20 protein-coding genes are annotated in these 22,514 nt (G+C 67.9%); 5 read left to right on the top strand and 15 right to left on the bottom strand.

Features of this window, described 5'->3' with window-relative positions; genetic code table 11:
• Positions 1-18: 18 nt before the first annotated feature.
• On the bottom strand, positions 19-1,920 hold the full coding sequence (locus AC6CHY_RS16830; protein WP_498227454.1) for an AMP-binding protein: 1,902 nt from the start codon (positions 1,918-1,920) through the stop codon (positions 19-21).
• Positions 1,921-2,083: 163 nt separating this feature from the next.
• Between AC6CHY_RS16830 and AC6CHY_RS16825 the strand changes: the two genes are divergently transcribed.
• From AC6CHY_RS16825 to AC6CHY_RS16810, 4 genes are read left to right on the top strand one after another with little or no spacing between them, the layout of a single operon-like run.
• Entirely contained in the window at positions 2,084-2,728 is a 645-nt protein-coding gene (locus tag AC6CHY_RS16825) for a GntR family transcriptional regulator (protein ID WP_217389961.1), read from the top strand.
• On the top strand, positions 2,729-4,246 hold the full coding sequence (locus AC6CHY_RS16820) for an MmgE/PrpD family protein (protein WP_498227453.1): 1,518 nt from the start codon (positions 2,729-2,731) through the stop codon (positions 4,244-4,246).
• Positions 4,246-5,175 carry a methylisocitrate lyase gene (prpB, locus tag AC6CHY_RS16815; protein ID WP_498227452.1) on the top strand — a complete coding sequence of 310 codons (930 nt, stop codon included), beginning with the start codon at positions 4,246-4,248 and terminating at the stop codon, positions 5,173-5,175. The genes AC6CHY_RS16820 and prpB overlap by 1 nt, the downstream gene beginning before the upstream one ends.
• A gap of 17 nt (positions 5,176-5,192) precedes the next feature.
• On the top strand, positions 5,193-6,329 hold the full coding sequence (locus AC6CHY_RS16810; RefSeq protein WP_498227451.1) for a bifunctional 2-methylcitrate synthase/citrate synthase: 1,137 nt from the start codon (positions 5,193-5,195) through the stop codon (positions 6,327-6,329).
• A 103-nt stretch (positions 6,330-6,432) separates the two neighbouring features.
• Here AC6CHY_RS16810 and AC6CHY_RS16805 read toward each other — a convergent pair whose 3' ends face one another.
• The 14 genes from AC6CHY_RS16805 to AC6CHY_RS16740 all read right to left on the bottom strand — a co-directional run bounded on the left by AC6CHY_RS16805 (position 6,433) and on the right by AC6CHY_RS16740 (position 22,009).
• Positions 6,433-8,058, bottom strand: coding sequence for a gluzincin family metallopeptidase (locus tag AC6CHY_RS16805; RefSeq protein WP_498227450.1), 1,626 nt, complete (start codon positions 8,056-8,058; stop codon positions 6,433-6,435).
• 4 nt (positions 8,059-8,062) lie between these two features.
• A complete protein-coding gene (locus tag AC6CHY_RS16800) occupies positions 8,063-10,120 on the bottom strand; it encodes a caspase family protein (RefSeq protein WP_498227449.1) in 2,058 nt (685 codons plus the stop codon).
• Positions 10,121-10,306: 186 nt separating this feature from the next.
• A complete protein-coding gene (locus AC6CHY_RS16795; protein ID WP_498227448.1) occupies positions 10,307-11,671 on the bottom strand; it encodes a hypothetical protein in 1,365 nt (454 codons plus the stop codon).
• Positions 11,658-12,176, bottom strand: a complete 519-nt coding sequence (locus tag AC6CHY_RS16790) for an RNA polymerase sigma factor (RefSeq protein WP_498227447.1) — start codon at positions 12,174-12,176, stop codon at positions 11,658-11,660. The genes AC6CHY_RS16795 and AC6CHY_RS16790 overlap by 14 nt, the downstream gene beginning before the upstream one ends.
• 47 nt (positions 12,177-12,223) lie before the next feature.
• Positions 12,224-12,781, bottom strand: coding sequence for an 8-oxo-dGTP diphosphatase (locus AC6CHY_RS16785; protein ID WP_498227446.1), 558 nt, complete (start codon positions 12,779-12,781; stop codon positions 12,224-12,226).
• 15 nt (positions 12,782-12,796) lie between these two features.
• Entirely contained in the window at positions 12,797-13,723 is a 927-nt protein-coding gene (xerD, locus tag AC6CHY_RS16780) for a site-specific tyrosine recombinase XerD (protein ID WP_217389997.1), read from the bottom strand.
• Positions 13,724-13,885: 162 nt separating this feature from the next.
• Complete coding sequence (locus tag AC6CHY_RS16775; protein ID WP_217389969.1) at positions 13,886-14,551, bottom strand: NUDIX domain-containing protein; 666 nt, start codon at positions 14,549-14,551, stop codon at positions 13,886-13,888.
• A 4-nt stretch (positions 14,552-14,555) separates the two neighbouring features.
• A complete protein-coding gene (pyrG, locus tag AC6CHY_RS16770; RefSeq protein WP_217389970.1) occupies positions 14,556-16,244 on the bottom strand; it encodes a CTP synthase in 1,689 nt (562 codons plus the stop codon).
• A gap of 86 nt (positions 16,245-16,330) precedes the next feature.
• Positions 16,331-18,064, bottom strand: coding sequence for a DNA repair protein RecN (gene recN / locus AC6CHY_RS16765; protein WP_498227445.1), 1,734 nt, complete (start codon positions 18,062-18,064; stop codon positions 16,331-16,333).
• Positions 18,061-19,095, bottom strand: coding sequence for an NAD kinase (locus AC6CHY_RS16760; RefSeq protein WP_498227444.1), 1,035 nt, complete (start codon positions 19,093-19,095; stop codon positions 18,061-18,063). The genes recN and AC6CHY_RS16760 overlap by 4 nt, the downstream gene beginning before the upstream one ends.
• Positions 19,096-19,149: 54 nt before the next feature.
• Positions 19,150-19,956 carry a TlyA family RNA methyltransferase gene (locus tag AC6CHY_RS16755; protein ID WP_217389973.1) on the bottom strand — a complete coding sequence of 269 codons (807 nt, stop codon included), beginning with the start codon at positions 19,954-19,956 and terminating at the stop codon, positions 19,150-19,152.
• A complete protein-coding gene (locus AC6CHY_RS16750; RefSeq protein ID WP_217389974.1) occupies positions 19,953-20,171 on the bottom strand; it encodes a hypothetical protein in 219 nt (72 codons plus the stop codon). The genes AC6CHY_RS16755 and AC6CHY_RS16750 overlap by 4 nt, the downstream gene beginning before the upstream one ends.
• A gap of 14 nt (positions 20,172-20,185) precedes the next feature.
• Positions 20,186-21,178 (bottom strand): HAD-IIA family hydrolase, encoded by a 993-nt coding sequence (locus tag AC6CHY_RS16745; protein ID WP_498227443.1) that lies wholly within the window; start codon positions 21,176-21,178, stop codon positions 20,186-20,188.
• Between the two features lie 15 nt (positions 21,179-21,193).
• Positions 21,194-22,009, bottom strand: coding sequence for a hypothetical protein (locus AC6CHY_RS16740; RefSeq protein ID WP_498227442.1), 816 nt, complete (start codon positions 22,007-22,009; stop codon positions 21,194-21,196).
• A gap of 156 nt (positions 22,010-22,165) precedes the next feature.
• Between AC6CHY_RS16740 and AC6CHY_RS16735 the strand changes: the two genes are divergently transcribed.
• Positions 22,166-22,514, top strand: a 349-nt coding sequence (locus AC6CHY_RS16735; protein WP_498227441.1) for a hypothetical protein, incomplete at its 3' end; no start/stop codon positions are given.

The raw sequence follows: 22,514 nt of genomic DNA, 5'->3' as shown, positions 1-22,514 counted from the left end.
CCGCCCCGCTTCCTTGGATCAGCCCGCGGGCCGCAGGAACGGGATCAGGTCCTCGATCACCGCGGGGTCCTCGATGGTGGAGGGCACCGCGTACGGCTTGCCGTCGGCGATCTGCCGCATGGTCTTGCGCAGGATCTTGCCCGAGCGGGTCTTGGGCAGCGCCGCCACGATGCGGACCTCGCGGAAGTCCGCGACCGGGCCGATGTGCGCCCGCACCATCGCGACCAGTTCCCCGGCCAGCTCCTCCTCGGAGATCGCCGCCCCGCTCTTGAGCACCACGTACCCGCTGGGCCGCTGGCCCTTGAGTTCGTCGGCCACCCCGATGACCGCGCATTCGGCCACCGCCCGGTGGGAGCCCAGGACTTGTTCCATGGCGCCGGTGGAGAGCCGGTGCCCGGAGACGTTGATGACGTCGTCGGTCCTGCCCATCACGAAGAGGTAGCCGTCCGCGTCGAGGTAGCCCGAGTCCCCCGTGGCGTAGTGGCCCGGGAAGTGCTCCAGGTAGGTCTCGATGAAGCGGGCGTCGTTGCCCCACAGCGTGGCCAGGGTGCCCGGGGGCAGCGGCAGCTTGATGGCGATGTTCCCCTCTTCTCCGGCCGCCACCTCGGCCCCGAGCCCGTCGAGGATCCGTACGTCGTAGCCCGGCACCGGGACCGTGGGCGATCCCGCCTTCATTTCCAGCACCTCAAGTCCCACGGGGTTGGCGGCGATGGGCCAGCCGGTCTCGGTCTGCCACCAGTTGTCCACCACCGGCACGCCGAGCTTTTCCCCTGCCCACACGTAGGTGTCCGGGTCAAGCCGCTCACCGGCCACGAAGAAGTTTTTCAGGCTGGACAGGTCGTACCCGGCCATGAGCTCGGCCGCGGGGTCGGCCTTGCGGATGGCGCGCAGCGCTGTCGGGGCGGTGAAGAACGTGTCCACATTGTGGTCCGCGATCAGCCGCCAGAAGGCCCCGGCATCGGGGGTGCCCACCGGCTTGCCCTCGTAGAGCACGGTGGTGGCCCCGGCGATCAGCGGGCCGTAGACGATGTAGGAGTGGCCGACCACCCACCCCACGTCGGAGGCCGTGAGCATGGTGGAGCCGGGTCCCACCCCGTAGATGTTGCGCATCGAGAAGTCCATCGCCACCGCGTATCCGCCGGAATCGCGCACCACTCCCTTGGGCGCGCCGGTGGTGCCCGAGGTGTAGAGGATGTAGAGGGGGTGTGTGGCCGGCACCGGAACCGCGGCGGCGGGTTCGGCCCCCGCGGCCAGCTCGTCCCAGTCGTGCCAGGTGGTGTCGGTGCCCGCGTACTCGCTTCGCTGGTGCGCGAAGCCCTCGCGGTGGGAAACGATGACGGTGGAAATCTTGTGGCTTGCCATGCCGATGGCCTCGGCGACGGCCGGAAGGTACTCGATGCGGCGCGAGGGTTCGATGCCGCCGGTGGCGGTGACGATGGCGGCGGGGGCGGCGTCGTCGATGCGCGCCGCCAGCTCCTTGGGGGCGAAGCCGCCGAAGACCACCGAGTGGACCGCGCCGATGCGCGCGCAGGCCAGCATGGCGATGTGCGCCTGCGGGATCATCGGTAGGTAGATCAGCACCCGGTCCCCCGTGCCGATCCCCTGGTCCCGCAGCACGCCGGCGAAGGTCTCGACCTTGGCCAACAGCTGGGCGTAGCTAAAGCGTTCCTTGATGCCCAGCACCGCGGAATCGTAGATCAGTGCGGTGTTCTCCCCACGGCCCGCGGCCACGTGGCGGTCCAGGGCGTTGTGGCAAACGTTGAGGATCCCGTCGGGGTACCAGGCGTAAATCGGTGCTCGGCTGGCATCCAAACCCGTGGCAGGCGGCCGTTCCCAGTCGATTGTTGCCGCTTCCCTGAGCCAGAAGGCCGCGGGGTCGTTCTTGGCTTCGGCAAATCTCTGCGCGTATGTCGGTGCCATGCGAACCGTCCATCCATTCGTGTCGCGTGCTTGTTTCGGGCTTCACCGAGCATATGACTGTCGCCACACATTTTCAAGATCAATGTATACACAACCCCAAAGTTTTCGAACCAATTTCCATCGATTACGTGACTTCTCGGGTTTTCTGTATACAATTGGTGGCATGAGGGCAAGCGACAAGGCCTACGAGGCACTGCGAACCGACATCGTCGAATGGCGGTTGCGTCCCGGTGCCGTGCTGGGCGAAGTGGAACAGGCCGAACGCTTGGGTGTTTCACGGACCCCGCTGCGCGAGGCACTGGCGCGACTGGTCGCCGACGGCCTGGCTGTGCAGCAGCGCGGCCGCGGCACTGTCGTCTCCGACGTCTCCCACGAGCACGTCGATGACCTCTTTGCCTTGCGCCGGGCCCTTGAGGTCGAATCTGCCCGCATTGCCGCGCGAAACGCGGAGCCCGCGGTCTTTGCCGCGCTGCGCTCCCGCTTCATGGAAGCTGGACGCTCCACCGACCCGGAAACCCGCGAGGCCTACTACCGGCTCGCCGGCGAACTTGACCGTAGCATCGATGCGGCAGTGGCCAACCCCTATATCGAGCAGGCCCTGCGCTCCCTGCGGGTGCACCTGGCCAGGGTCCGCCGCCTGGCCCAGGACGACCCCGAACGCCTGGCAACCTCGGCCCTCGAACATGCAGCAATCGCAGAGGCCATCGCCGCACAAAACCCGGAGGTCGCCGCGGCGGCCACGCAGTTGCACCTTCACCACAGTCTTGAACACATCAAAAACCATGCCGGTTCCAGAGAGGACACCTAAATGATCAACCACCCAGTACGCGTCTACCGCAGTGAAGAAAACCTTGCCCGCGAGGACCAGCTCGCGCACAAGATCGCCACAGTCGCCGCCGACCCCGTAGCGGTCACCGCCGAGGTCACCGAGATGATCATCAACCGCATCATCGACAACGCCTCCGTTGCCATTGCCTCGCTGAACCGCGGCCCCATTGTCGCCGCCCGCGCCCAGGCCCTGACCCACGCCCCGTCCACCGGCGGCAAGGGCGCCTCCGTCTTCGGCATCACCGAGAAGGTCTCCCCCGAGTGGGCGGCCTGGGCCAACGGCGTGGCCGTGCGCGAGCTCGACTACCACGACACCTTCCTCTCCGCGGAGTACTCCCACCCGGGCGACAACATCCCGCCGATCCTGGCCGTCGCCCAGCACACCGGCGCCTCGGGCAAGGACCTGATCCGCGGCATCGCCACCGGCTACGAGATCCAGGTCGACCTGGTCAAGGCCATCTGCCTGCACAAGCACAAGATCGACCACGTGGCGCACCTGGGCCCGTCGGCCTCCGCCGGCATCGGCACCCTGCTGGGCCTGGATGTCGAGACCATCTTCCAGGCCGTCGGCCAGGGCCTGCACACCACCACCGCAACCCGCCAGTCGCGCAAGGGCGAAATCTCCACCTGGAAGGCCCACGCCCCGGCATTCGCCGGCAAGATGGCCGTCGAGGCGGCAGACCGCGCGATGCGCGGCCAGACCTCCCCGGTGCCGATCTACGAGGGCGAGGACGGCGTGATCGCCTGGATGCTCGATGGCAAGGACGCCGCCTACGAGGTGCCGCTGCCCGAGGCAGGCGAGGCCAAGCGCGCCATCCTTGACACCTACACCAAGGAGCACTCCGCCGAGTACCAGGCCCAGGCCTGGATCGATCTGGCCCGCAAGCTGAACCGCGAGCACCCGGAGGCAGCTGACGCCAAGAACGTCGCCTCGGTGCTCATCAAGACCAGCCACCACACCCACTACGTGATCGGCTCGGGCGCCAACGACCCGCAGAAGTACGATCCGACCGCCTCGCGCGAGACCCTGGACCACTCGATCCCCTACATCTTCACCGTCGCCCTGCAGGACGGCGCCTGGCACCACGTGGATTCGTACTCCCCGGAGCGCGCCGGCCGCCCCGACACCATCGAGCTGTGGAACAAGGTCACCACCGAGGAAGACCCGGAGTGGACCCGCCGCTACCACTCGCTGGACATCAACGAGAAGGCCTTCGGCGGGTCGGTGGAAATCACCCTCGCCGACGGCACCGTGATCACCGACCAGATCGCCGTGGCCGACGCCCACCCGCTCGGCGCCCGCCCGTTCGCCCGCGAGCAGTACATCAACAAGTTCCGCACCCTGGCCGCCGGATTGGTGGAGGACGACGAAATCGACCGCTTCATCGCCGCGGCCGAGAACCTGGAGAAGCTGGGTGCCGGCGAGCTCGATGCGCTGAACATCGTTGCGGCACCGGGCGTCATCGACCTCGCCGCCGCCCCGAAGGGATTGTTCTAATGTTGTACTCGACCGTCACCCCCGAGCAGAAGCGCGCGGCCCTGCGCGAGATGCTCGTTCCGGGAACCGCGCGCCAGTTCCCCGGGGCCTTCAACCCGCTCTCGGCCCTGTTGATCGAGGAAAAGGGCTTTGACGGCGTCTACATCTCCGGCGCCGTGCTGGCCAACGACCTGGGGCTGCCGGACATCGGGCTGACCACGCTCACCGAGGTGGCCACCCGCGCCGGGCAGATCGCCCGGATGACCGACCTGCCGGCCCTGGTCGATGCCGACACCGGCTTCGGCGAGCCCATGAACGTGGCCCGCACCATCCAGGAACTCGAGCATGCAGGGCTGGCCGGCTGCCACATCGAGGACCAGTTCAACCCCAAGCGCTGTGGCCACCTGGACGGCAAGAACGTCGTCGACCTGGACACCATGGTCAAGCGCATTGCCGCCGCAGCCGACGCGCGGCGCGACCCGAACTTCCTGATCATGGCGCGCACCGACGTGCGCGGCGTCGAGGGCCTGGGAGCCGTCGTCGACCGGGCCAAGGCACTGGTGGATGCCGGCGCCGATGCCATCTTCCCCGAGGCCATGAAGGACCTCTCCGAGTTCGAGGCGGTGTGCGCGGCCGTGGATGTCCCGGTGCTGGCGAACATGACGGAGTTCGGCAAGTCCGAGCTTTTCACCCGCCAACAGCTTGCGGCCACCGGCGTGGCCATGGTCATCTACCCGGTGACCCTGCTGCGCAGCGCCATGGGCGAGGCCGAGCGCGTGCTGGATGCGATTGCTGCCGACGGATCCCAGGAGTCTCGGGTAGATTCAATGTTGACGCGTGCGCGTCTGTACGAACTGGTTGACTACGAGGCGTACAACCGCTTTGACACCGGGATCTTCAATTTCCAGGTTCCGGATCTGGATATCCACACCAATAACGCGAATCTGTAGGAATCAGGAGCGAAGTGATGACTGAAACTGAGATCAAGAAGGGCCTCGCCGGGGTCGTTGTCGACTACACGGCCGTTTCCAAGGTCAACCCGGACACGAATTCGCTGCTTTACCGTGGATACCCGGTCCAGGACCTGGCGGCCGGCAAAAGCTTCGAGGAAGTGGCGCTGCTCCTGTGGAACGGCGAGCTGCCCAGCGAAATCGAGCTCACCGACTTCGTGGCCGCCGAGCGCGCCGGGCGCGCGCTGGCCTCCAACGTCAAGGCCGCCATCGACCTGCTGCCGCTGGATTGCCATCCGATGGACGTGGCCCGCACCGCGGTCTCGGTCGTTGGGGCAAACCACGCCCTGGCCGGGGATTCATCCCCGGAGGCCGAGCTGATCAAGGCCAAGGAACTCTTTGCCGCGTTCCCGGCGGTGGTCGCCTACGACCAGCGCCGCCGCCGCGGCCTGGGCGTCATCGAGCCGCGCGAGGACCTGGACTACTCGCAGAACTTCCTGTGGATGACCTTCGGCGAGGAGGCCGCCCCCGAGGTGGTCGACGCGTTCCGCGTGTCCATGGTGCTCTACGCGGAGCACTCCTTCAACGCCTCCACGTTCACCGCACGCGTGGTGACCTCCACGCTTTCGGACCTGCATTCGGCCGTCACCGCGGCCATCGGCGCGCTCAAGGGACCGCTGCATGGCGGAGCCAACGAGGCCGTCATGCACACCTTCCAGGAAATCGGGATCGACAAGAACGAGTCCCGGGAGGATGCCGCGGCACGCGCCAAGGCCTGGATGGAAGACGCCCTGGCGGCCAAGAAGAAGGTCATGGGCTTCGGGCACCGCGTCTACAAGCACGGCGACTCCCGCGTGCCGACCATGAAGGCCGCGCTGGACAAGATGATCGCCTATTTCGGCCGCAGCGAGATGCTGGGGCTCTACGACGGCCTGGAGGCCGCGATGGACGAGGCCAAGGGCATCAAGCCCAACCTCGACTACCCGGCCGGCCCGACGTACCACCTGATGGGCTTCGACACCGACATGTTCACGCCGATCTTCATTGCCTCGCGCATCACCGGCTGGACCGCTCACGTGATGGAACAGCGCGCGGCCAACGCGTTGATCCGCCCGTTGTCCGAGTACAACGGCCCGGAGCAGCGCGCGCTCTGAGCCAACGTAAATGGCCGCCTGGCGGGAGACATGGTGCTCCCCCGGGCGGCCTTTTCCGTGCCCGGGTCCATGCGCCTGAATGCTCCCTCGCCGGTGTTGCGGATCAAGCTGATGGAGGCCCCGCGGCCGCCGGGGGATGGAACATCGAGGCACCGATGCGCTGGGCGGCGCTTCGGGCCTCGTCGGCCCGGTCGAGCAGTTCCTGCTGCCTCCCCGCATCAAGCAGCGGCTTCAACGCGGCGAAACACAGGCGTCCGCCCTCGTCGAAGCGCAACAGGCCCCCGCCGCGCAACACCACCGCGGATGTGGTCCGCAGGCCCAGCCTCGCGGCCTCGGACCGGGCCAGGCGCAGTTCCTGGACGAAGGAGGCCCCGATCTCGGAAACGGCGAACCCGTCGGGGCTGATCCGCAGGCTGGGGCGCACCCTGTCGATGGTGATCTTGGCGGCCGGATCCAGTTTCGCCGCGTCCAGCAGCGCGGGGTTGTCCCAGATGAAGCGCAGCACCTCGTCGGGGTCGGAACCCAGGGCGGAGAGCCGGACCGGGTAGTTCAGGTCGTGCAGGGCCGAGATCCCGTCCAGCGCCCGTTCCGGGCCGGTGACGATTCCGACCTCCGCAAAGCAGGCGCGCAGGGTGCCGCGGTAGTTGCGCCCGTCCTGCGGGACCACCACCGCGTCGGCGGCCAGGATTCCGCGCAGCAAATCCTCCCAGCCCACATCCACCGGGGCCATGTAGGCCAGGCCGCGCAACAGCATGTTCAGCACCCGCTCACCGATCCGCGCTCCGGCGGCCGCCACCTGGTGGACGCTGGACCGCCGCCCGGGGCGTCCCAGCTCGGCCCGCCACAAACGCAGCACGGTTCCCAGCACCGCGCGAACGACCCCGGCGGCCCGGCGGTGCGGTTCCACGTCCTCGCGCCAGTCCCGGGGCAGGTCGCCGGTCAGCGGATCGCGGGCGGACCGGCCGTGGCTGAACAGGTTGTCGGCGAAGCGGAAGAGCCCCGAGGCCAGCAGCGTCGAATCGACGGATTCCAGGGTTCCCCCGCAGGCTGCAAGTTCCCCGGCAATGATCTTTTCCACCACGGGTTCTGCGGTGAACACCCCCAGCATGGCCAGCAGGTCGGCCAGGGCCTCGTGCAGCGCCAGCTGGTCGGCGCCGGCAAGCGCATCTCCCCAGCGCGGGCGGTACCCGTCGACTACCGCATGGGTGACCTCGTGGGCCACCAGGTCCCGGTACAGCACCAGCGGGAGCTTGGTCCGGTGCCGCGAATCCTCGATCATGCCGAACCGGATGGAACAGTCGGGCCGGGTGTAGCCGGTGTTGCGGTAGTCGATCCGGTCATTGGCGTACAGTTTCAGCCTGGCCCCGCCGGCCCAGCCCATGCGCCGCCCCAGCGCCCTCTCGAACGAGGCCAGGGTGTGTGCCGCCACCGCGTAGGCCTGCTGGGCCAGGAAGCGGCGGTCGGTCGGAAGCCGGGACGGATCCGGCCGTGGCCCGATGTCCTCCGCCCCCCATTGGCCGTTTCCCAGAACCTGGTTTTCCCTCCGGCCCCGCGGGCCCAGCACCACCACCTCCAGGCGCGCGCCCAACGGGCCGGTGAGCAGCCGTTCGCTGGGAACACGCAGGGTGTGGGTCATCAGCAGACCCGCGGAGTCCAGCGAATGCGGTCCCTGGGCAAGCACCGTCAGCGAGCTCAGGTCCCCGGCGCGATGCGGCGGCAGGACGTGCATCGCCTCACCTGGCCGCGGCGGCGAAGGCGCTCCCCCACGGAGAGTCCTTGGCCGCGGCCGGCCCCTCAAGCTGGGCGCGCTGGTCAAAGCGGCCCTTGGCCAGCGACTTGGTGACCGCGGCGAGTATCGACCGGCGGCTGCGGGTGGGGTCGGTGCGCAGCTCCCCGAGCAGGTAGTAGGTGAACGCGCCGTTGTAGCGTCCGTCGAACACCGCATCGGCAGAGGTCTGGTCGGAGCGGCAGCCTGCCAGCAGCACCGGGCGAGTTCCCCGTGCCGAGCGCGACACCAGGTCGCGGAAGGCCCGCGGATCCGCCGTCGCGGTCCGTTCCAGGCCGATCGGCGTGGGCGGGGGCACGAACCGCGGGCGGCGCCCGGGCAGCAGGTCCAGCGCCTTGAGCCCGTCGCCGCTGTGGCAGGTGTCAAGGACGACCTCCACCAGCACCCCGGGCCCGGCCCGGGAAATGAGGTCGTGCAGCTCGTCGTCGGAGATCAGCGTGGCGGGATCCCACTGGTCCCCCGCCTGGTCCAGGTCGTAGGTGGCAAAGGCCTCGTCGGCCTGGTCCGCCTCGTCGCCCGAGGCGTCGGGGATCTGGGTCCCGTGGCTGGAGAAGGTGAAGACCAGGTGCTTGAGCCCGTCGGCCGCCGCCCGGTCCATGGCCTCGCCCAGCCTGCCCATGACCGCCGCCTTGGTGGCCGCGGCGTCGGTGAGCACCTCGATCTGGCCGTCGGCGAATCCGTATCCGGCCCCCAGCATCTGCGCAAAGTCGTTGGCGTCGTTCACGCAGCCGTTGAGCCACGAGCCCCGGGGCAGGTTCTGGAAGTCGTTGATGCCCACGCACAGGGCGTACCGGTCCCCGCCCGCCCCGGGCCGGGCAAGGACCGGGGCGGGCGGCACCGCGAGCGCCGGCGCCGGGTGCACGGCGGCCGCGGGCGCCGGCACCGGCCGGGCGGCGTCGTAGCCGATGACGTCCTCGCGGCCCAGCACCCGGCACAGCACGCTGGTCATGGTGTCGGGGTCGTTGTCGAAGGAACCATGGGAGGTCGCGGCGCTGCGCCCGGCTTTCGGGCCGCCGCCGGCTATCGACCAGGTCGCGTCGGCCCGGTCGGAGGCGAAGAGCCGGGTCAGCTGGTCGTCGGCGGCCACCGATTCGGCCAGGCCCAGGAGCGGGGTGTTGGGGTCGACCTCCAGCGAGGCGCGGATCAGGCACAGAAGCGAGCGGCGGTAGACGCCGATGACGTTGTCCTCTTCCTCCAGCTCCCGGTTCATGGAGAACATGCCCAGGTGGTCGACCCCGTTGGCGGCGCCCAGCAGCGGCAGCAGCCGCGCCTTGAAGTCCTCGGTCGTGATGGCCGGGGCCAGCAGGTTCAGCGTGGAGAATCCCCTGCCGGCATCAAGGCCCGCGTAGGCCGGCAGGAAGTGGGAATGGAAGATGGACCCGGCCGAGTGCCCCGCCGCGTGCAGCTGGACCGCCTGCGGGTTGCCGTCCACGTATTCGGCCAGCGCCCGGGCCACGTACAGGGCACCGCCGTCGTCTGCAACGGATTGGGCGGCGCTGAGCTTCATCTGGCCCCAGATCTTGGGTCCCACGGGCCTGGCAAGCAGTTCGAAGGCCTTGTTCCAGGCGTCCTGGAGGAAGCCGCGCTCGGCCGGGGCGCCGAGGGCCGCCTCGCGCGGGGCGGCGCCGAGCAGGGTCTCAATGGCGTCGAAGAGCCCGGTTTCCCAGATGAAGAAGATCGGGTAGACCCCGTTGGCCAGCAACCACGGGATCTGCCGCGCGGCCCCGGCGATGCCCGAGTTTTCATCCACGAGGCCGCCGTGCGCCCAGAAGAGCAGGGGCACGTCGCGGCCGCCGTTGACGGCGACGAATTCGGGCAGGTGGCGCGCGAAGATCGCCTGGATGTCCTCCGGGGTGGTGCGCAATTGTCCGCCGCTGGAGAAGCGGCCGTCCGAGAGGTTGACCAGATGGGGCTTGAGCGCCTGCGGGTCGATTCCCGCCGCAAGGGCGGCCCGGGCCGCGCCGTCCCCCTCGGGGCCCGTTCCCCGGGCCGTCAGCAATGCCATTGATCCGCTCCTGTCAGGTGCCGTGCGGTGGATACCTCAGCAATAGCATGGACCGCCGGGCATTACCAGACCGTTATCGACCGGGGCGGTACAGGGGGGGCTATCGGGATGCCGGCGGCAGGCCGTTCACCACCGTCCGGGGGATCCGCCCGGCTCTGCGGACGGATACCCCGGAGCCAACGCCCTCTACCTAATCTCGAGCGAGGCGGCCACCTCACGGGCCCGAAGGTACTCGCTGGACTGCAGGTAGGCGGTCCGTTCCGTCGCGTCCTTGAACCCCAGGTAGCCGGTCCAGGCCTCGGACTGGAGCATCTTCCCGTCCAGGTGGAAGGACGTGGCCAGGTCGCACAGCCTTCCCTCCGTGGCGCTGTCGGCCGGAACCAGCGAAACCGTGGAGCGCTCGATCCCGAACACGTCGGTTTCGGTGACCAGGCCCAAGGCCAGCTTCCCTTCGTCCACCGCCACGGAGGTCGGGCTCAGGCCGTGCAGCGTGTAGGTCCCCGAGGGGTCGTCGCAGGTTTCGGATTCGTCCTGGCCCGCGCGGTCATCGGTGAACAACCCCAGGTTGAAGACCGCCTTTCCGTGCGAATCGAAAAACATCAGCTGGTAGACGGAAGCCTCCCTCGGATCCGCGACGGCCGACTCAAGCACCTTGCCGTTCTGGTCGCGCATGATCTCGTACATGTCCCACGACGGGTGGGTGACCTCCAGGAGCGTGTTGCCGTAGGTGATGCGTTCGGCACCGGTCTCGGTCTCCATCCACGACGGCTCGTTCGGCCCGAAGAGGGTCTCGGCGACTTCTGCGGGAATGCCCTTGTCCTTGATGGCCCGGTTCATGCGCTGCTCGGCAGTCTCATCCGCCTCGTAGGTGTAGCCACGCAGCAGGGGCCAGCTAAGGTATTCCTGATGCACTTCCACGCCGTCCTCGGCGAGCTTCACGGGCGAACTGGCCCAGTGCCCGGCTTCGGGATCCCACTTGGCAATCAGCATGCCGGCGGCCACGTCGTCGACCATGAGCTCGGTGCGGTACTGCTCCGACGGCGTGAAGGCTGCAAATCCGTCCAGGCAGCCGATGAGCGCGAAGGCCCCGGCCTCGAGGCCAGGATTGCTGAGCTTGCCGTTGACGTCGGCGAATTGCATTTCGGGGAGGGACAGCGCCCGGCACGCCGCGTCGTCGGCGAAGTGCGCGCCGTCGTAGGCGGGGAACAGCCCGTTGGGCAGCTGCAGTGATTCCGGCTGCGAGGTCGGATCGGCCGTGCCGGTCCCCGAGGGCGCGGGGGCCGTGGGGCTCGGCGTGGGTGTGATGGCCGGGAGCGGGTCCGGAAGCGGGGCGTTCCACGGCGACCAGACGACGACCGCCGCCACCGCGGCGGCGGTGACCATGGCACCCAAGGCCACGGGGACCCACGAGCGCCGCGGCCTGGCGCTCTTGTGCACCGGCTGTTGGGCGAATACCGGGCCGGGCTCGTCGAGGTCAAGGGGCAGCGGCCCGCCGGAGTCTCGGTGCATGCGGGGGTCGGCGTCTCGAAGGAGCTGTTCAATGTTGTCCATTTGAGGTTCCACCCTTCAACATCTGGTTGGGGGCCTTCTTCGAGAAGGCCTTGCGCGCCCTGAACAGCCGTGACTTGGCCGAATCGGGCGAGCATCTGAGGATCGTCGAGATTTCATTCAGGCTCAGGGAATCCCAATAGGCGAGCATGAGGATTTCGCGTTCCTGCGGGCGCAAGGAGTTCAGGACTTCGCGGACCGCGGCGCCGGGATCGTTCTCCGGCTGCGGGCGGCGGGCCAGTTCGCTGCTGCCCAGCTTCTCGATGAGGCTGCGTTGGCGGCGTTGGGCCCTGTACTCATTGGCGACCAGGTTCCGCGCCGTCACCAGCAGCCACGGCAACGCATCTTCCGACGGCTCCTTCTGGTGCTGCCAGGCGATGCGGAAGACGTCGTTGGTGATCTGCTGGGCGGACTGCACATCGCTGGTGCGCCGGTACACGTATCCGTAAACGCGCTGGGAGTACTGCCGGTGCAGTTCTTCCACATGCAACGCGGTTCTCGCTCCCATGGGTTCCCTCCCCCTCACGGCACCCGGGTTCGGGTGCTCCCTCATGCCTAGGTAATGTCCGGGAAGTCGGCTTCGGTTGCATCAAGGGCGGGAATTCCGTTTTCCGGCCAGTTGACGGTGGAAAAACGGTCCACCGATTCGTTGTCGGGGGCAAGCCGCACCATGGCGTCGAAGCGTTCGCCGGCCAGGATCCGCCCCAGCCACAGCGCCGAATCGTCCCACATCCGCTCCAATGGCAGGTTCGCCACCGGATGCCATTCCGGGGCAAGTTCGGCCGAGGGCAGGGCAAGGCCGGTGAAAGCCCAAGTGAGGTAGATCGTGCAGTCCATGTCAGCGTCGGGGTTCGCGGGGAAGCGGAAGTAGACCCGGGCTGCGGGCAGCAGCGACGAGGCGTCGGCGACCAGCGAGGTTTCCTCGAGGAGTTCGCGCACCGCGGCGGCCTCGGGACTCTCCCCCGGCTCGATCTTTCCGCCCGGGGCAACGACCCGGCCGGCACCGAACCCGCGTTGTTTCAGCCCCAGCAGCACCCGGGTGCCGTCGGTTCCACTCACCACCGGCAGGCACAATACGACCCTGGTGGGGGTTTTGGCGGACGCTTGGGGCATGGCGGGGAACCTTCCCTAGTTGTTGGCCCGCGGGTGGGCGGCCGCGTAGATCTCTCGCAGGGTGTCAGCGGTGACCAGCGTGTAGACCTGCGTGGTGGTCACCGAGGCGTGGCCCAGCAGCTCCTGGACCACGCGCACGTCGGCGCCGCCCTCGAGCAGGTGGGTGGCGAAGGAATGGCGCAGGGTGTGCGGGGAGACGTCCTGTTCAATGCCCGCGCGCTCGGCGGCCTTGGTGAGCACCGACCAGGCGGACTGGCGCGAGAGCCGCCCGCCGCGCTGGTTCAGGAAGAGGGCCGCGGTGCCCTTGCCCTTGGCCACCAGTTCGGGCCGCCCGCGGACCAGGTAGGCGTTCAGCGCATCGATGGCGTAGGACCCCAGCGGCACGATGCGTTCCTTGGAGCCCTTGCCGAAGAGCCGAACCACCGCCGGCCCGCTGGCGGGGCGTTCCAGGTGCAGGTCGTCGACGTCCAGGCCCACGGCCTCCGAAATGCGGGCACCGGTGGAATAGAGGAATTCGAGGATGGCCTTGTCGCGCAGGCCGGCGGAGGTCTCGATGGAGACCGAGTCCAGGATCGCGGTGACCTGTTCGACGCTGATCGCCTTGGGCAGCCGGCGCCCGGGGGCCGGCGGATGAAGGTCGACGGCGGGGTTCGTGGGTGCCAGGCCCTCCAGTTCCCAGAACTTGTGCACCCCGCGCACCGCGACGATGGTGCGGGCGGCAGACCGGGCGCTGAGCGGGGCGGCGCCGTCCGCCCCGTCGCGCACCGCCTGGGCAAAGGAAGTCAGGTGCCCGAGGTTGACCTGGGCGGGCTCGTGCACGTCCCTGGTGTGCAGGTAGGACACGTATCGGTACAGGTCCCGGCGGTAGGCGCTGACGGTGTTCTTGGCCATGCCGCGTTCCACGGCCAGGTGCTGCAGGTAGGTCGCCAGGTGCTTGCCCATGGGCAGGGTCGCCGGGTCGGGCGCGACGACAGCCGGCGCGACGGCGGCCGGGGCCGGGGCCGGGGCGATGGGTGTCAGCCGGATCGTGGCCGGGACCGAACCGACCTCGGCAAGCCCGATGGTGGCCGGCTCGAACGTGTCCGGGGACATGGCGCCCCTCCCCTAGAGCCTTGGCTCGTGGGAGCGCAGCCGGGGATGGGCCTCGAACGGGGTGTCGACCGGGCGCAGCGAGGCGTAGCCGTCGGCGCGGGCCGCGACGGCGGCCAGCAGTCCGGCAACCGCGGAGGGGTTGTGGATCCGCCCGCCCAGGACGCCGGCGACGGCCTCGTCCAGGGGAACCCAGGCCAGGGTCATGTCGGCTTCCTCGTCCGTGCGCTCATGGAGCTCGTGGTCGGGGACCGGGTGCGCATGGCGGGCCAGGTAGATGCGGATCGCCTCCGAGGAGGATCCCGGGGACAGGAACAGGTCCACCAGGACCGCCCAGTCCTCGGCGACGAGGTCCGCTTCCTCGGCGAGTTCGCGTGCGGCGGCGAGGTGCGGCGGCTCCCCCTCAATGTCCATGAGCCCGGCGGGGATTTCCCACAGGTTCATGCGCACGGGGTGGCGGTACTGGTTGATCATCAGCACCTCGTCGGCCTCGTTGAGCACGAGCACCGCCACGGCACCGGGGTGGTCGATGTAGTCCCGCACCAGCGGGGCCGCGCCGGGCGCAAATTCAAAGGTGTCCTGCACTACGTCCCAGATGCGCCCGTCGTATACGGTCTCGGACTTAAGCAGGCGGCGAGGGCTGAACGAATCGCCCAGCGCCTCGCCGTCTGTCGTTGCCATGGTGCTACTTGCCGGCCTTCTGGTGTGCCAACCCGGCCTTGACCAGCCCTGCAAAGAGCGGGTGCGGGCGGGTGGGACGGCTGGAGAGCTCCGGGTGGGCCTGCGTGGAGACGTAGTACGGGTGCACGTCCTTGGGCAGTTCCACGAACTCGACCAGCTTGCCGTCCGGCGAGGTGCCGGAGAAGACCAAGCCGGCCTCCGCGATCTGCGCACGGTAGGCGTTGTTGACCTCGTAGCGGTGGCGGTGGCGCTCGGCGACGGCGGTCTTGCCGTAGGTCTCGGCGATGACCGAGCCCTCGGTGAGGGTCGCGTCGTAGAGTCCCAGGCGCATGGTGCCGCCCAGGTCGCCCTTGCCGTCGACGATGTCCAGCTGCTCTTCCATCGTGGCGATGACCGGGTGCTTGGAGTTCGGCTCGAATTCGGTCGACGAGGCGTCGGCCAGTCCCACGACATTGCGTGCGTACTCGATGACCATCGACTGCAGGCCCAGGCACAGGCCCAGGGTCGGCAGTCCGGTTTCGCGGGCGAACTTCAGTGCGCCGAGCTTGCCCTCGAGCCCGCGGATGCCGAAGCCCCCGGGAACACAGATCGCGTCGACCCCGGCCAGGGCCTTCTTGGCGCCTTCGGTGGTGGAGCAGTCGTCGGAGGGAACCCAGCGGATCTGGACCTTGGCCTTGTTGGCGAAGCCGCCGGCGCGCAGCGCCTCGGTGACCGAGAGGTAGGCGTCGGGCAGGTCGATGTACTTGCCGACCAGCGCAATTTCCAGGTGGTGCCTGGGGTTGTGGACTGCGTCAAGCAGCTTGTTCCACTTGGACCAGTTCACGTCCTTGAACTTCATGCCCAGGTGCTGGACGATGTACGCGTCCAGGCCCTGTGCGTGCAGCACGACGGGGATGTCGTAGATGCTCGGGGCGTCGGCGCAGTTGATCACTGCTTCCGGATCGACGTCGCAGGTGCGGCCGATCTTCACGCGCATCTCGTCCGGGATGTCCCGGTCGGAGCGGATCACCAGGGCGTCGGGCTGGATGCCGATGGAGCGCAGCGCCGCCACGGAGTGCTGGGTCGGCTTGGTCTTCAGTTCCTGGCTGGGGCCGATGTACGGCACCAGGGAGACGTGGACGAAGAAGACGTTGCCGCGGCCGATGTCCTGGCGGACCTGGCGGGCCGATTCGAGGAACGGCTGGGACTCGATGTCGCCAACGGTGCCGCCGATTTCGGTGATGATCACGTCCGGGGCCTTCTTGCCCTTGCCCGGCTCGGTGGCCGGCAGGCGCATGCGGCGCTTGATTTCGTCGGTGATGTGCGGGATGACCTGCACGGTGTCGCCGAGGTAGTCGCCGCGGCGTTCCTTCTCGATGACCTCGGAGTAGACCTGTCCGGTGGTCACATTGGCCATGCCGGTGAGGTTTTCGTCCAGGAAGCGCTCGTAGTGCCCGATGTCGAGATCGGTTTCGGCGCCGTCATCGGTGACAAAGACTTCACCGTGCTGGAAGGGGTTCATTGTGCCCGGATCCACATTGAGATACGGGTCTAGCTTCTGCATGGTGACGGAGAGCCCACGTGCCCGCAGAAGGTGACCGAGGCTGGAAGCCGTCAATCCCTTTCCGAGGGAAGAGGCCACGCCACCAGTGACGAAGATATGCTTTGTCGTTTCAGACGACCGGGAATCACGAGAAAGATTACGTTGCACCACGGGGTTCTACCCTATCACCTTTTCGTTGTTGGACGGTTGGGAAAGACTCTACAGGCTCGCTCGATCCGACAGGCGGAATCCGGGGTTCAGGAAAGCGAACTCACAAGCAGTTGCGCCTCGCCGAGAAGCTCCTCGGCATGCGCCTGCGCCGTGGACGAATCCTCCTGGCCGGCCAGCATCCGCGCCAATTCGCGCACCCGCTCGGCCTCGTCCAGGAGCACCACGTCGCTGGCGGTGAATCCCGCGCCGTCGGCGGCCAACGCGTTCGACGACTTGATGACCCGCACATGCCGGTCGGCATAGGCCGCCACCTGCGGCAGGTGGGTGACAACTATCACCTGGACGTGCTTGGCCAGCATGGCCAGGCGCTTGCCGATCTCGACGGCCGCCTTGCCGCCGACGCCGGCGTCCACCTCGTCGAAGACGAAGGTCGGGACGGGGTCGACGGCCGCCAGCACCACCTCGATGGCCAGCATCACCCTGGAGAGCTCGCCACCCGAGGCCCCCTTGCCCAGGGGACGCGGGGAGGAACCCGCGTGTGGCTGGAGCAGCATGGTGATGGCGTCAATGCCGAAGCGGTTGGGGTCGGCCAGCTTTTCGAGTTCGAGAACGAACTTCGCATCCGGCATGGCCAGGGCGGCCAGCTCGGCCGTCACGCGGGCGGCCAGGTCCTTGGCGGCCTTGGCGCGCAGCTTCGAGAGCTTCGCCGCCAGCTCGGCGACCTCAAGGCGCAGCGCCTCGGTTTCGGCGCGCAGCGCCTCGATGCGGCCGTCGTCGCCCTGGATCTCGGCCAGCCGCTTGCGCGCGGTGTCGGCCCAGGCGATCACCTCGTCGATGTCGGGTGCGTACTTGCGGATCAGCCGGTTGAGGTCGGCCCGGCGCTCCTCGAGCGCCGCGAGCCGTTCGGGTCCCTCGGCGTCCAGGTCGGAGAGGTAGCCGGCCAGGTCGGTCGACACCTCGGCGGCGAGGATGCCGATCTCGCCGAGCCGCTCGGCCAGGGACTTGATGTCCGCGTCATCGGCGGCCACCTGTTCCAGGGCGTGCCTGGCGATTTCCACCAGCGAGATGACGCTGGGCGCCTCGTAGTCCTCGGTGTTCAGGGACTCGTGGGCGAGGTTCGCGTTGGAACGCAGCGCCTCGATGTTTGAAAGCTTCAACGACTGGTTCTTCAGCTCGGCGTCCTCGGCCGGCTGCGGGTCGACGGCGTCGATTTCCTCCAGTGCAGCCTGCAGCGACTCGGCCTCGCGGATGCGTTCGCGGGATGCGGCCGCGAGTTCCTCCAGCTCGGCGGAGGCGTTGCCCCACTTGTCGAAGGTCTCCTGGTAGGTGGCCAGCAACTTGGCCAGCGGGGCGCCGGCAAACTTGTCCAGCGAGGCGCGTTGCGCAGCTGCCCCCTTGAGCCGCAGCTGGTCGGTTTGACCGTGGATCGCGATCAGGTCCTCGCCCAGCTCAACCAGCACGCCCACCGGGGCGGCCCTCCCGCCAACGGAGGCGCGGCTGCGTCCCTCGGCCGACAGGGTGCGGGTGATGATCAGCTCGGCCTGGTCATCGAAGCGTTCGACCAGAGCCCCGGCTTCCTCGGCACGGTCCAGGACCTTGCTGGTCGCGGGCAGCACGAGCGTGGCGTCGGCCACCGCCTGCTTGGCGCCGTGGCGCACGGCCCCGGCGTCGGCGCGGCGCCCGAGCAGCAGCCCGAGCGCGGTGATGACCATGGTCTTTCCTGCACCGGTTTCACCGGTGACCACGCTGAAGCCCGGGCCCAGCGGCAGGGTCGCCTGGGAGATGACACCCAGGTCGCTGATGCGTATTTCCTGTATCACAGTTGCCTCCGATGATCCTTGTCCCCGAGGGTTTCCGGTTCGGGCTTGGGCGCGTGGTGGCGCGGCTCGATGACCTGCACCGCCGGGGTGATGACCGGCAGGGCGGTCGTGGCCGTCTCGCGTTCCCCGGGTTCAACGGGTCCGCGCCAGCCTTGGATGGGTAGTTCGAACTTGTTGACCAGTCGTTCGGAGAACGGCGTCTGGTTCACCCGTGCCAGGCGCACCGGCTTGGTGGAGCGGGTGACTTCGACGCGGGCCCCGGGCGGCAGTTCGATGGTGCGCCGGCCGTCGCACCAGAGCACCGCTCCGGCATCGGTGCGGGTCAGGATCTCGATTGCCAGCAGCGAGGTCGGGGCGACGACCAAGGGCTTGGCAAAAAGCGCGTGGGCGCTGATGGGGACCATGACCAGGGCCTCGACCTCGGGCCAGACGACCGGCCCGCCGGCGGAGAACGCATAGGCGGTGGAGCCGGTGGGGGTCGCCATGACGACGCCGTCGCAGCCGAAGGTGCTCAGCGGGCGGCCGTCGACCTCCATCACCACCTCGATCATGCGTTCGCGGTTGGCCTTTTCGACCGCCGCCTCGTTCAGCGCCCAGGTGTGGGCGATCCGGCGGTTGTCCAGCCAGACCTGCACGTCGATGGTCATGCGTTCCTCGACGGTGTAGCGGCGCTCAACGACCCATTGGACGGTTTCCTTCAGGGCCGTGCGTTCGCTTTCGGCCAGGAACCCCACGTGCCCCAGGTTCACCCCGAGCAGCGGCACCCCGGCGTTGCGCACAAGTTCGGCGGCCCGCAGCACGCTGCCGTCCCCGCCAAGCACCACGCCCAGGTCGATGTTCTCGAGGCTGGTGTCTTCGTCGAGGATCTCGACCTCGATGTCCTCGCCCTCCGGGGTGTTGCGCACTGCCTGCATTTCCAGGCGGCGCATCACCGGGATGAGTCCGGCATCCCGCAGCCGGGAACAGGTGTCAACCGCTGCTGAAAGGGCATCGTTTCGTCCGGTGTGGGTGAGGACCAAAATCCTGCGCATGAGTTCCTTCCTCGGCGGACCGAAGGTTAGGACATCGGTTCAGATGCCACCAGTCTAAGAATAGTCAACGTCCGGCCAGGCGTCGGTCCCGACGCGGGGTTGTGGGGAAGCCTCCGGATTGTGTCCGGTGTCCTTGCCCAGCCACAGGAAGAATTCGACATTGCCGTCCTGGCCAGGCAGCGGACTGCGTGCCAGCCCCTTGACGCCCAGTCCTGCATCGTGTGCCGAGGCCATCACCACATCCACGGCCTTGCGCCGCTGGTCGGGGCTGTGCACCACCCCGGTGCGGGAGAGTTGTTCGCGGCCGATTTCGAATTGGGGCTTGACCATGAGCACCAGGTCGCCGTCCTGCTCGGTGGCGCCGGCCAGGGCGCCCATCACCAGGGTCAGCGAGATGAATGACAGGTCGGCCACGACCAGGGCCACCTCTCCCCCGATGTCTGCGGGGTCCAGGTAGCGCACGTTCATGCCCTCGTGGACGTGGACGCGGGCATCGGCGCGCAGTTCGGGGACGAGCTGCCCGTGCCCCACGTCGACGGCCTCGACGTGGTCCGCGCCGCGGCGCAGCAATACGTCGGTGAATCCGCCGGTGGACGCGCCGGCGTCAAGGCAGCGCTTTCCCGCGACCTCGATGAGGGAGAATGCGGCCAATGCGCCGGCAAGCTTGTGGCCGGCCCGGCTCACGAATTCCTCGCCCGCGGCGGCCTGGACGGTGATGGCCGAGGTTTCGGCAACGTTCTTGGCGGCCTTCGTGGCAATCATGCCGTCGACGCGCACGCGCTGGTCGGCGATCAGCCGGGCGGCGTCGGTGCGCGAACGGGCCAGGGACCGGGTGACCAGTTCCTGGTCGAGGCGGCTCATGCCTGCTCCAACGAGGTGGCATCCAGGTCGGCGGTCAACGAGGCCTGCAGGTCCTCGAAGATGGCCAGGTGTTCGGCAACGGGCGTCGAGGCCAGGGTTTCCAGTACCCCGAGGTCGGTGGTCGGCCGGCCGGATTCCGTGGATGCCGCCGGACGCGGCCCGGGCACAGGAGCGCCGGGGCCGTCGTTGTCAGGTGGTGTGTGGTTGTTGCTCATCATCACCCTCGAGCCTATGGCTTGCTACCGACGATTTGGGAAAAGCTGAGCTTCGGTTCCACGGCGTGTTCCTGTCGTGGGTGTGCGAGCCACCAGGCCGCGCATGCCGCACGCCAGGAATCCAGGTTCGCTTCGTCGCCATCGATGGTGATGGTTTCGCCGTTGACCGAGGCCAGGGCCGTGCCGCAGCGGATGCCGAATCCGGTGACCTCGATGACGGGGTAGGTCTCGTAGAGCCCGGAGAGGTCGGCAAGGATGAAGTCGGGGCGCTCGGCGGTGCGGGCGGCCAACGCCGTGCGCACCGAATCCACGCCCGTGAGCACCAAGGCGGTGCTGTAGCCGGCGTTGTTGCCGCCGAGGATGTCGGTGTCGAGCCGGTCGCCCACCACCAGCGGGCGGGTGGCCTGGAAGGTTTCCGCCGCGCGGCGGAAAAGCAGTGGCTCGGGCTTGCCGGCTACCAGTGGCTGTGCATCTGTTGCGGCGGCGACGGCCTCAACCAGGGATCCGTTGCCCGGGGCGATGCCCTCGGCGCGCGGAATGGTCCGATCGGTGTTGGTGGCGACCCAGACGGCCCCACCGTGGATCGCGTAGGCTGCTTCGGCCAGGTCCTTCCAGCCAATCGAGGGGTCGAAACCCTGGATGACCCCTTGGGGCACATCCAGGTGGCTGGCTACGATTTCCATTCCGAAGGAACTGACGCAGTCGCGTAGGTAGGAGCTGCCCACCACCAGGACCTTGGAACCCTGGGGCAGTTTTTGGGCAAGGAGTTCGGCCCCCGCGTCCGCCGAGCCAAATACTTGCTCGGCAGACGCGGGAGCGCCCAGCTGAATCAGGTGCGCCGCAACGGCACCCGGCGATCGTGAGGCGTTGTTCGTGATGTACGCCAGGACGACCGAGTGGTCCTGCAATCGGTTCAAGGCATCGATGGCCTTGGGAATTGCACCGTTGCCGGCATAGACGACGCCGTCGAGATCGGCGAGCAGCGCGTCATAACCTGAGATCAGCATGGATGAATCGAGTTCCTACTTTTCGTCGTTTTCGTCCTGATCGATGACCGGGGACGTTCCGTTGGTCTCGGTGACGGCCGGGGCCTCTTCATCGAGTTCCGGGTTCGATTCCTCGGCCACTTCCTCCAGCGAGGAGGCATCGACAACGTCGACGGCGTCTTCGTCGGAAATTCCCTCTTCTACTGCATCTTCCGAGGATTCGTCGCTGTCTTCCGAGGAAGGTGATTCCGAGTCGACGATGTCGCGGGCACGCGGGCGGCGCGCATCGGTTTCATCGTCTTCGCCGAGGTCGATGATGTCCGGTTCGGCGAACTCTCCGGTGCCAAGAGCTTCCTCGGCCACGGAGATCTGCTTACGCCAGGTCGCTGCTTCTTCATTGCGGCCCAGGTTTTCCAGGGCATCGGCGTAGGCCGAGAAGAGACGCGGGCTGTAGCTGAACGCGCGGTTCAGGTCCAGCTGCGGGATCTCGAGTTCAGCCAAGGCTGCCTCGAGGTTGCCCAAGTCGTTCTGGGCACCGGAAGCGACCATGGCCATTTCGACCTTGCCGTTGGTATCCAGGGTCTCGATGACCTCGCTGTGGGCAATTTCCAGGGCCTTTTCCGGACGACCGATTCCACGTTCGGAATCCGCGATCAAGGGCAGGTGCAGGTTGTTGCCGCTGATGCGGCGGTGGGTGCGGAATTCGCGCAGTGCTTCGGCGAACTCGCCGGCAGCGTATGCGGCGAGGCCGACGGCTTCACGAACAACTGCAACGCGGCCGCCACGACGGGAAGCTGCGATGGTGTGCTCGTAGGCAAGCTGCGGATCGATGTCGATCAAGCGGCCGGCCATGACCAGGTGCTTGGAAACCCATTCGTTGTTGACGTCGTCAAGGTAACGCAGTTCCGCACGGGTGATGCGGTCCAGTTCCTTGCCAGTTACATCGTCATCAATTTCCGGTGAACGTCCGCGTTCCGGGCTGTTGGAGCTGCGAAGGTCGGCAGGGTTGTGAGCGCGACGGATCGCTTCGTCGCGCTGTGCCTCGAGGTCAGCGGTGCTGCTCTCGGCGCGGGGCTTGAATCCGCCGCGGTCTTCGCGGGGCTTGAAACCGCCACGATCTTCACGGGGCTTGAATCCGCCACGATCCTCGCGGGGCTTGAATCCGCCACGATCTTCACGGGGCTTGAAGCCGCCTTCACGGCGATCGTCGCCGCCACGGAATCCACCACGGTCCTCGCGAGGCTTGAAGCCGCCGCGATCTTCACGAGGCTTGAAACCGCCACGATCCTCGCGGGGCTTGAAACCGCCACGGTCCTCGCGGGGCTTGAAACCGCCTTCACGGCGATCGTCGCCGCCA

This window comes from Paeniglutamicibacter sp. GQ140 (genome assembly GCF_059759235.1).
This window is presented reverse-complemented; position numbering and strand designations above follow the sequence as displayed.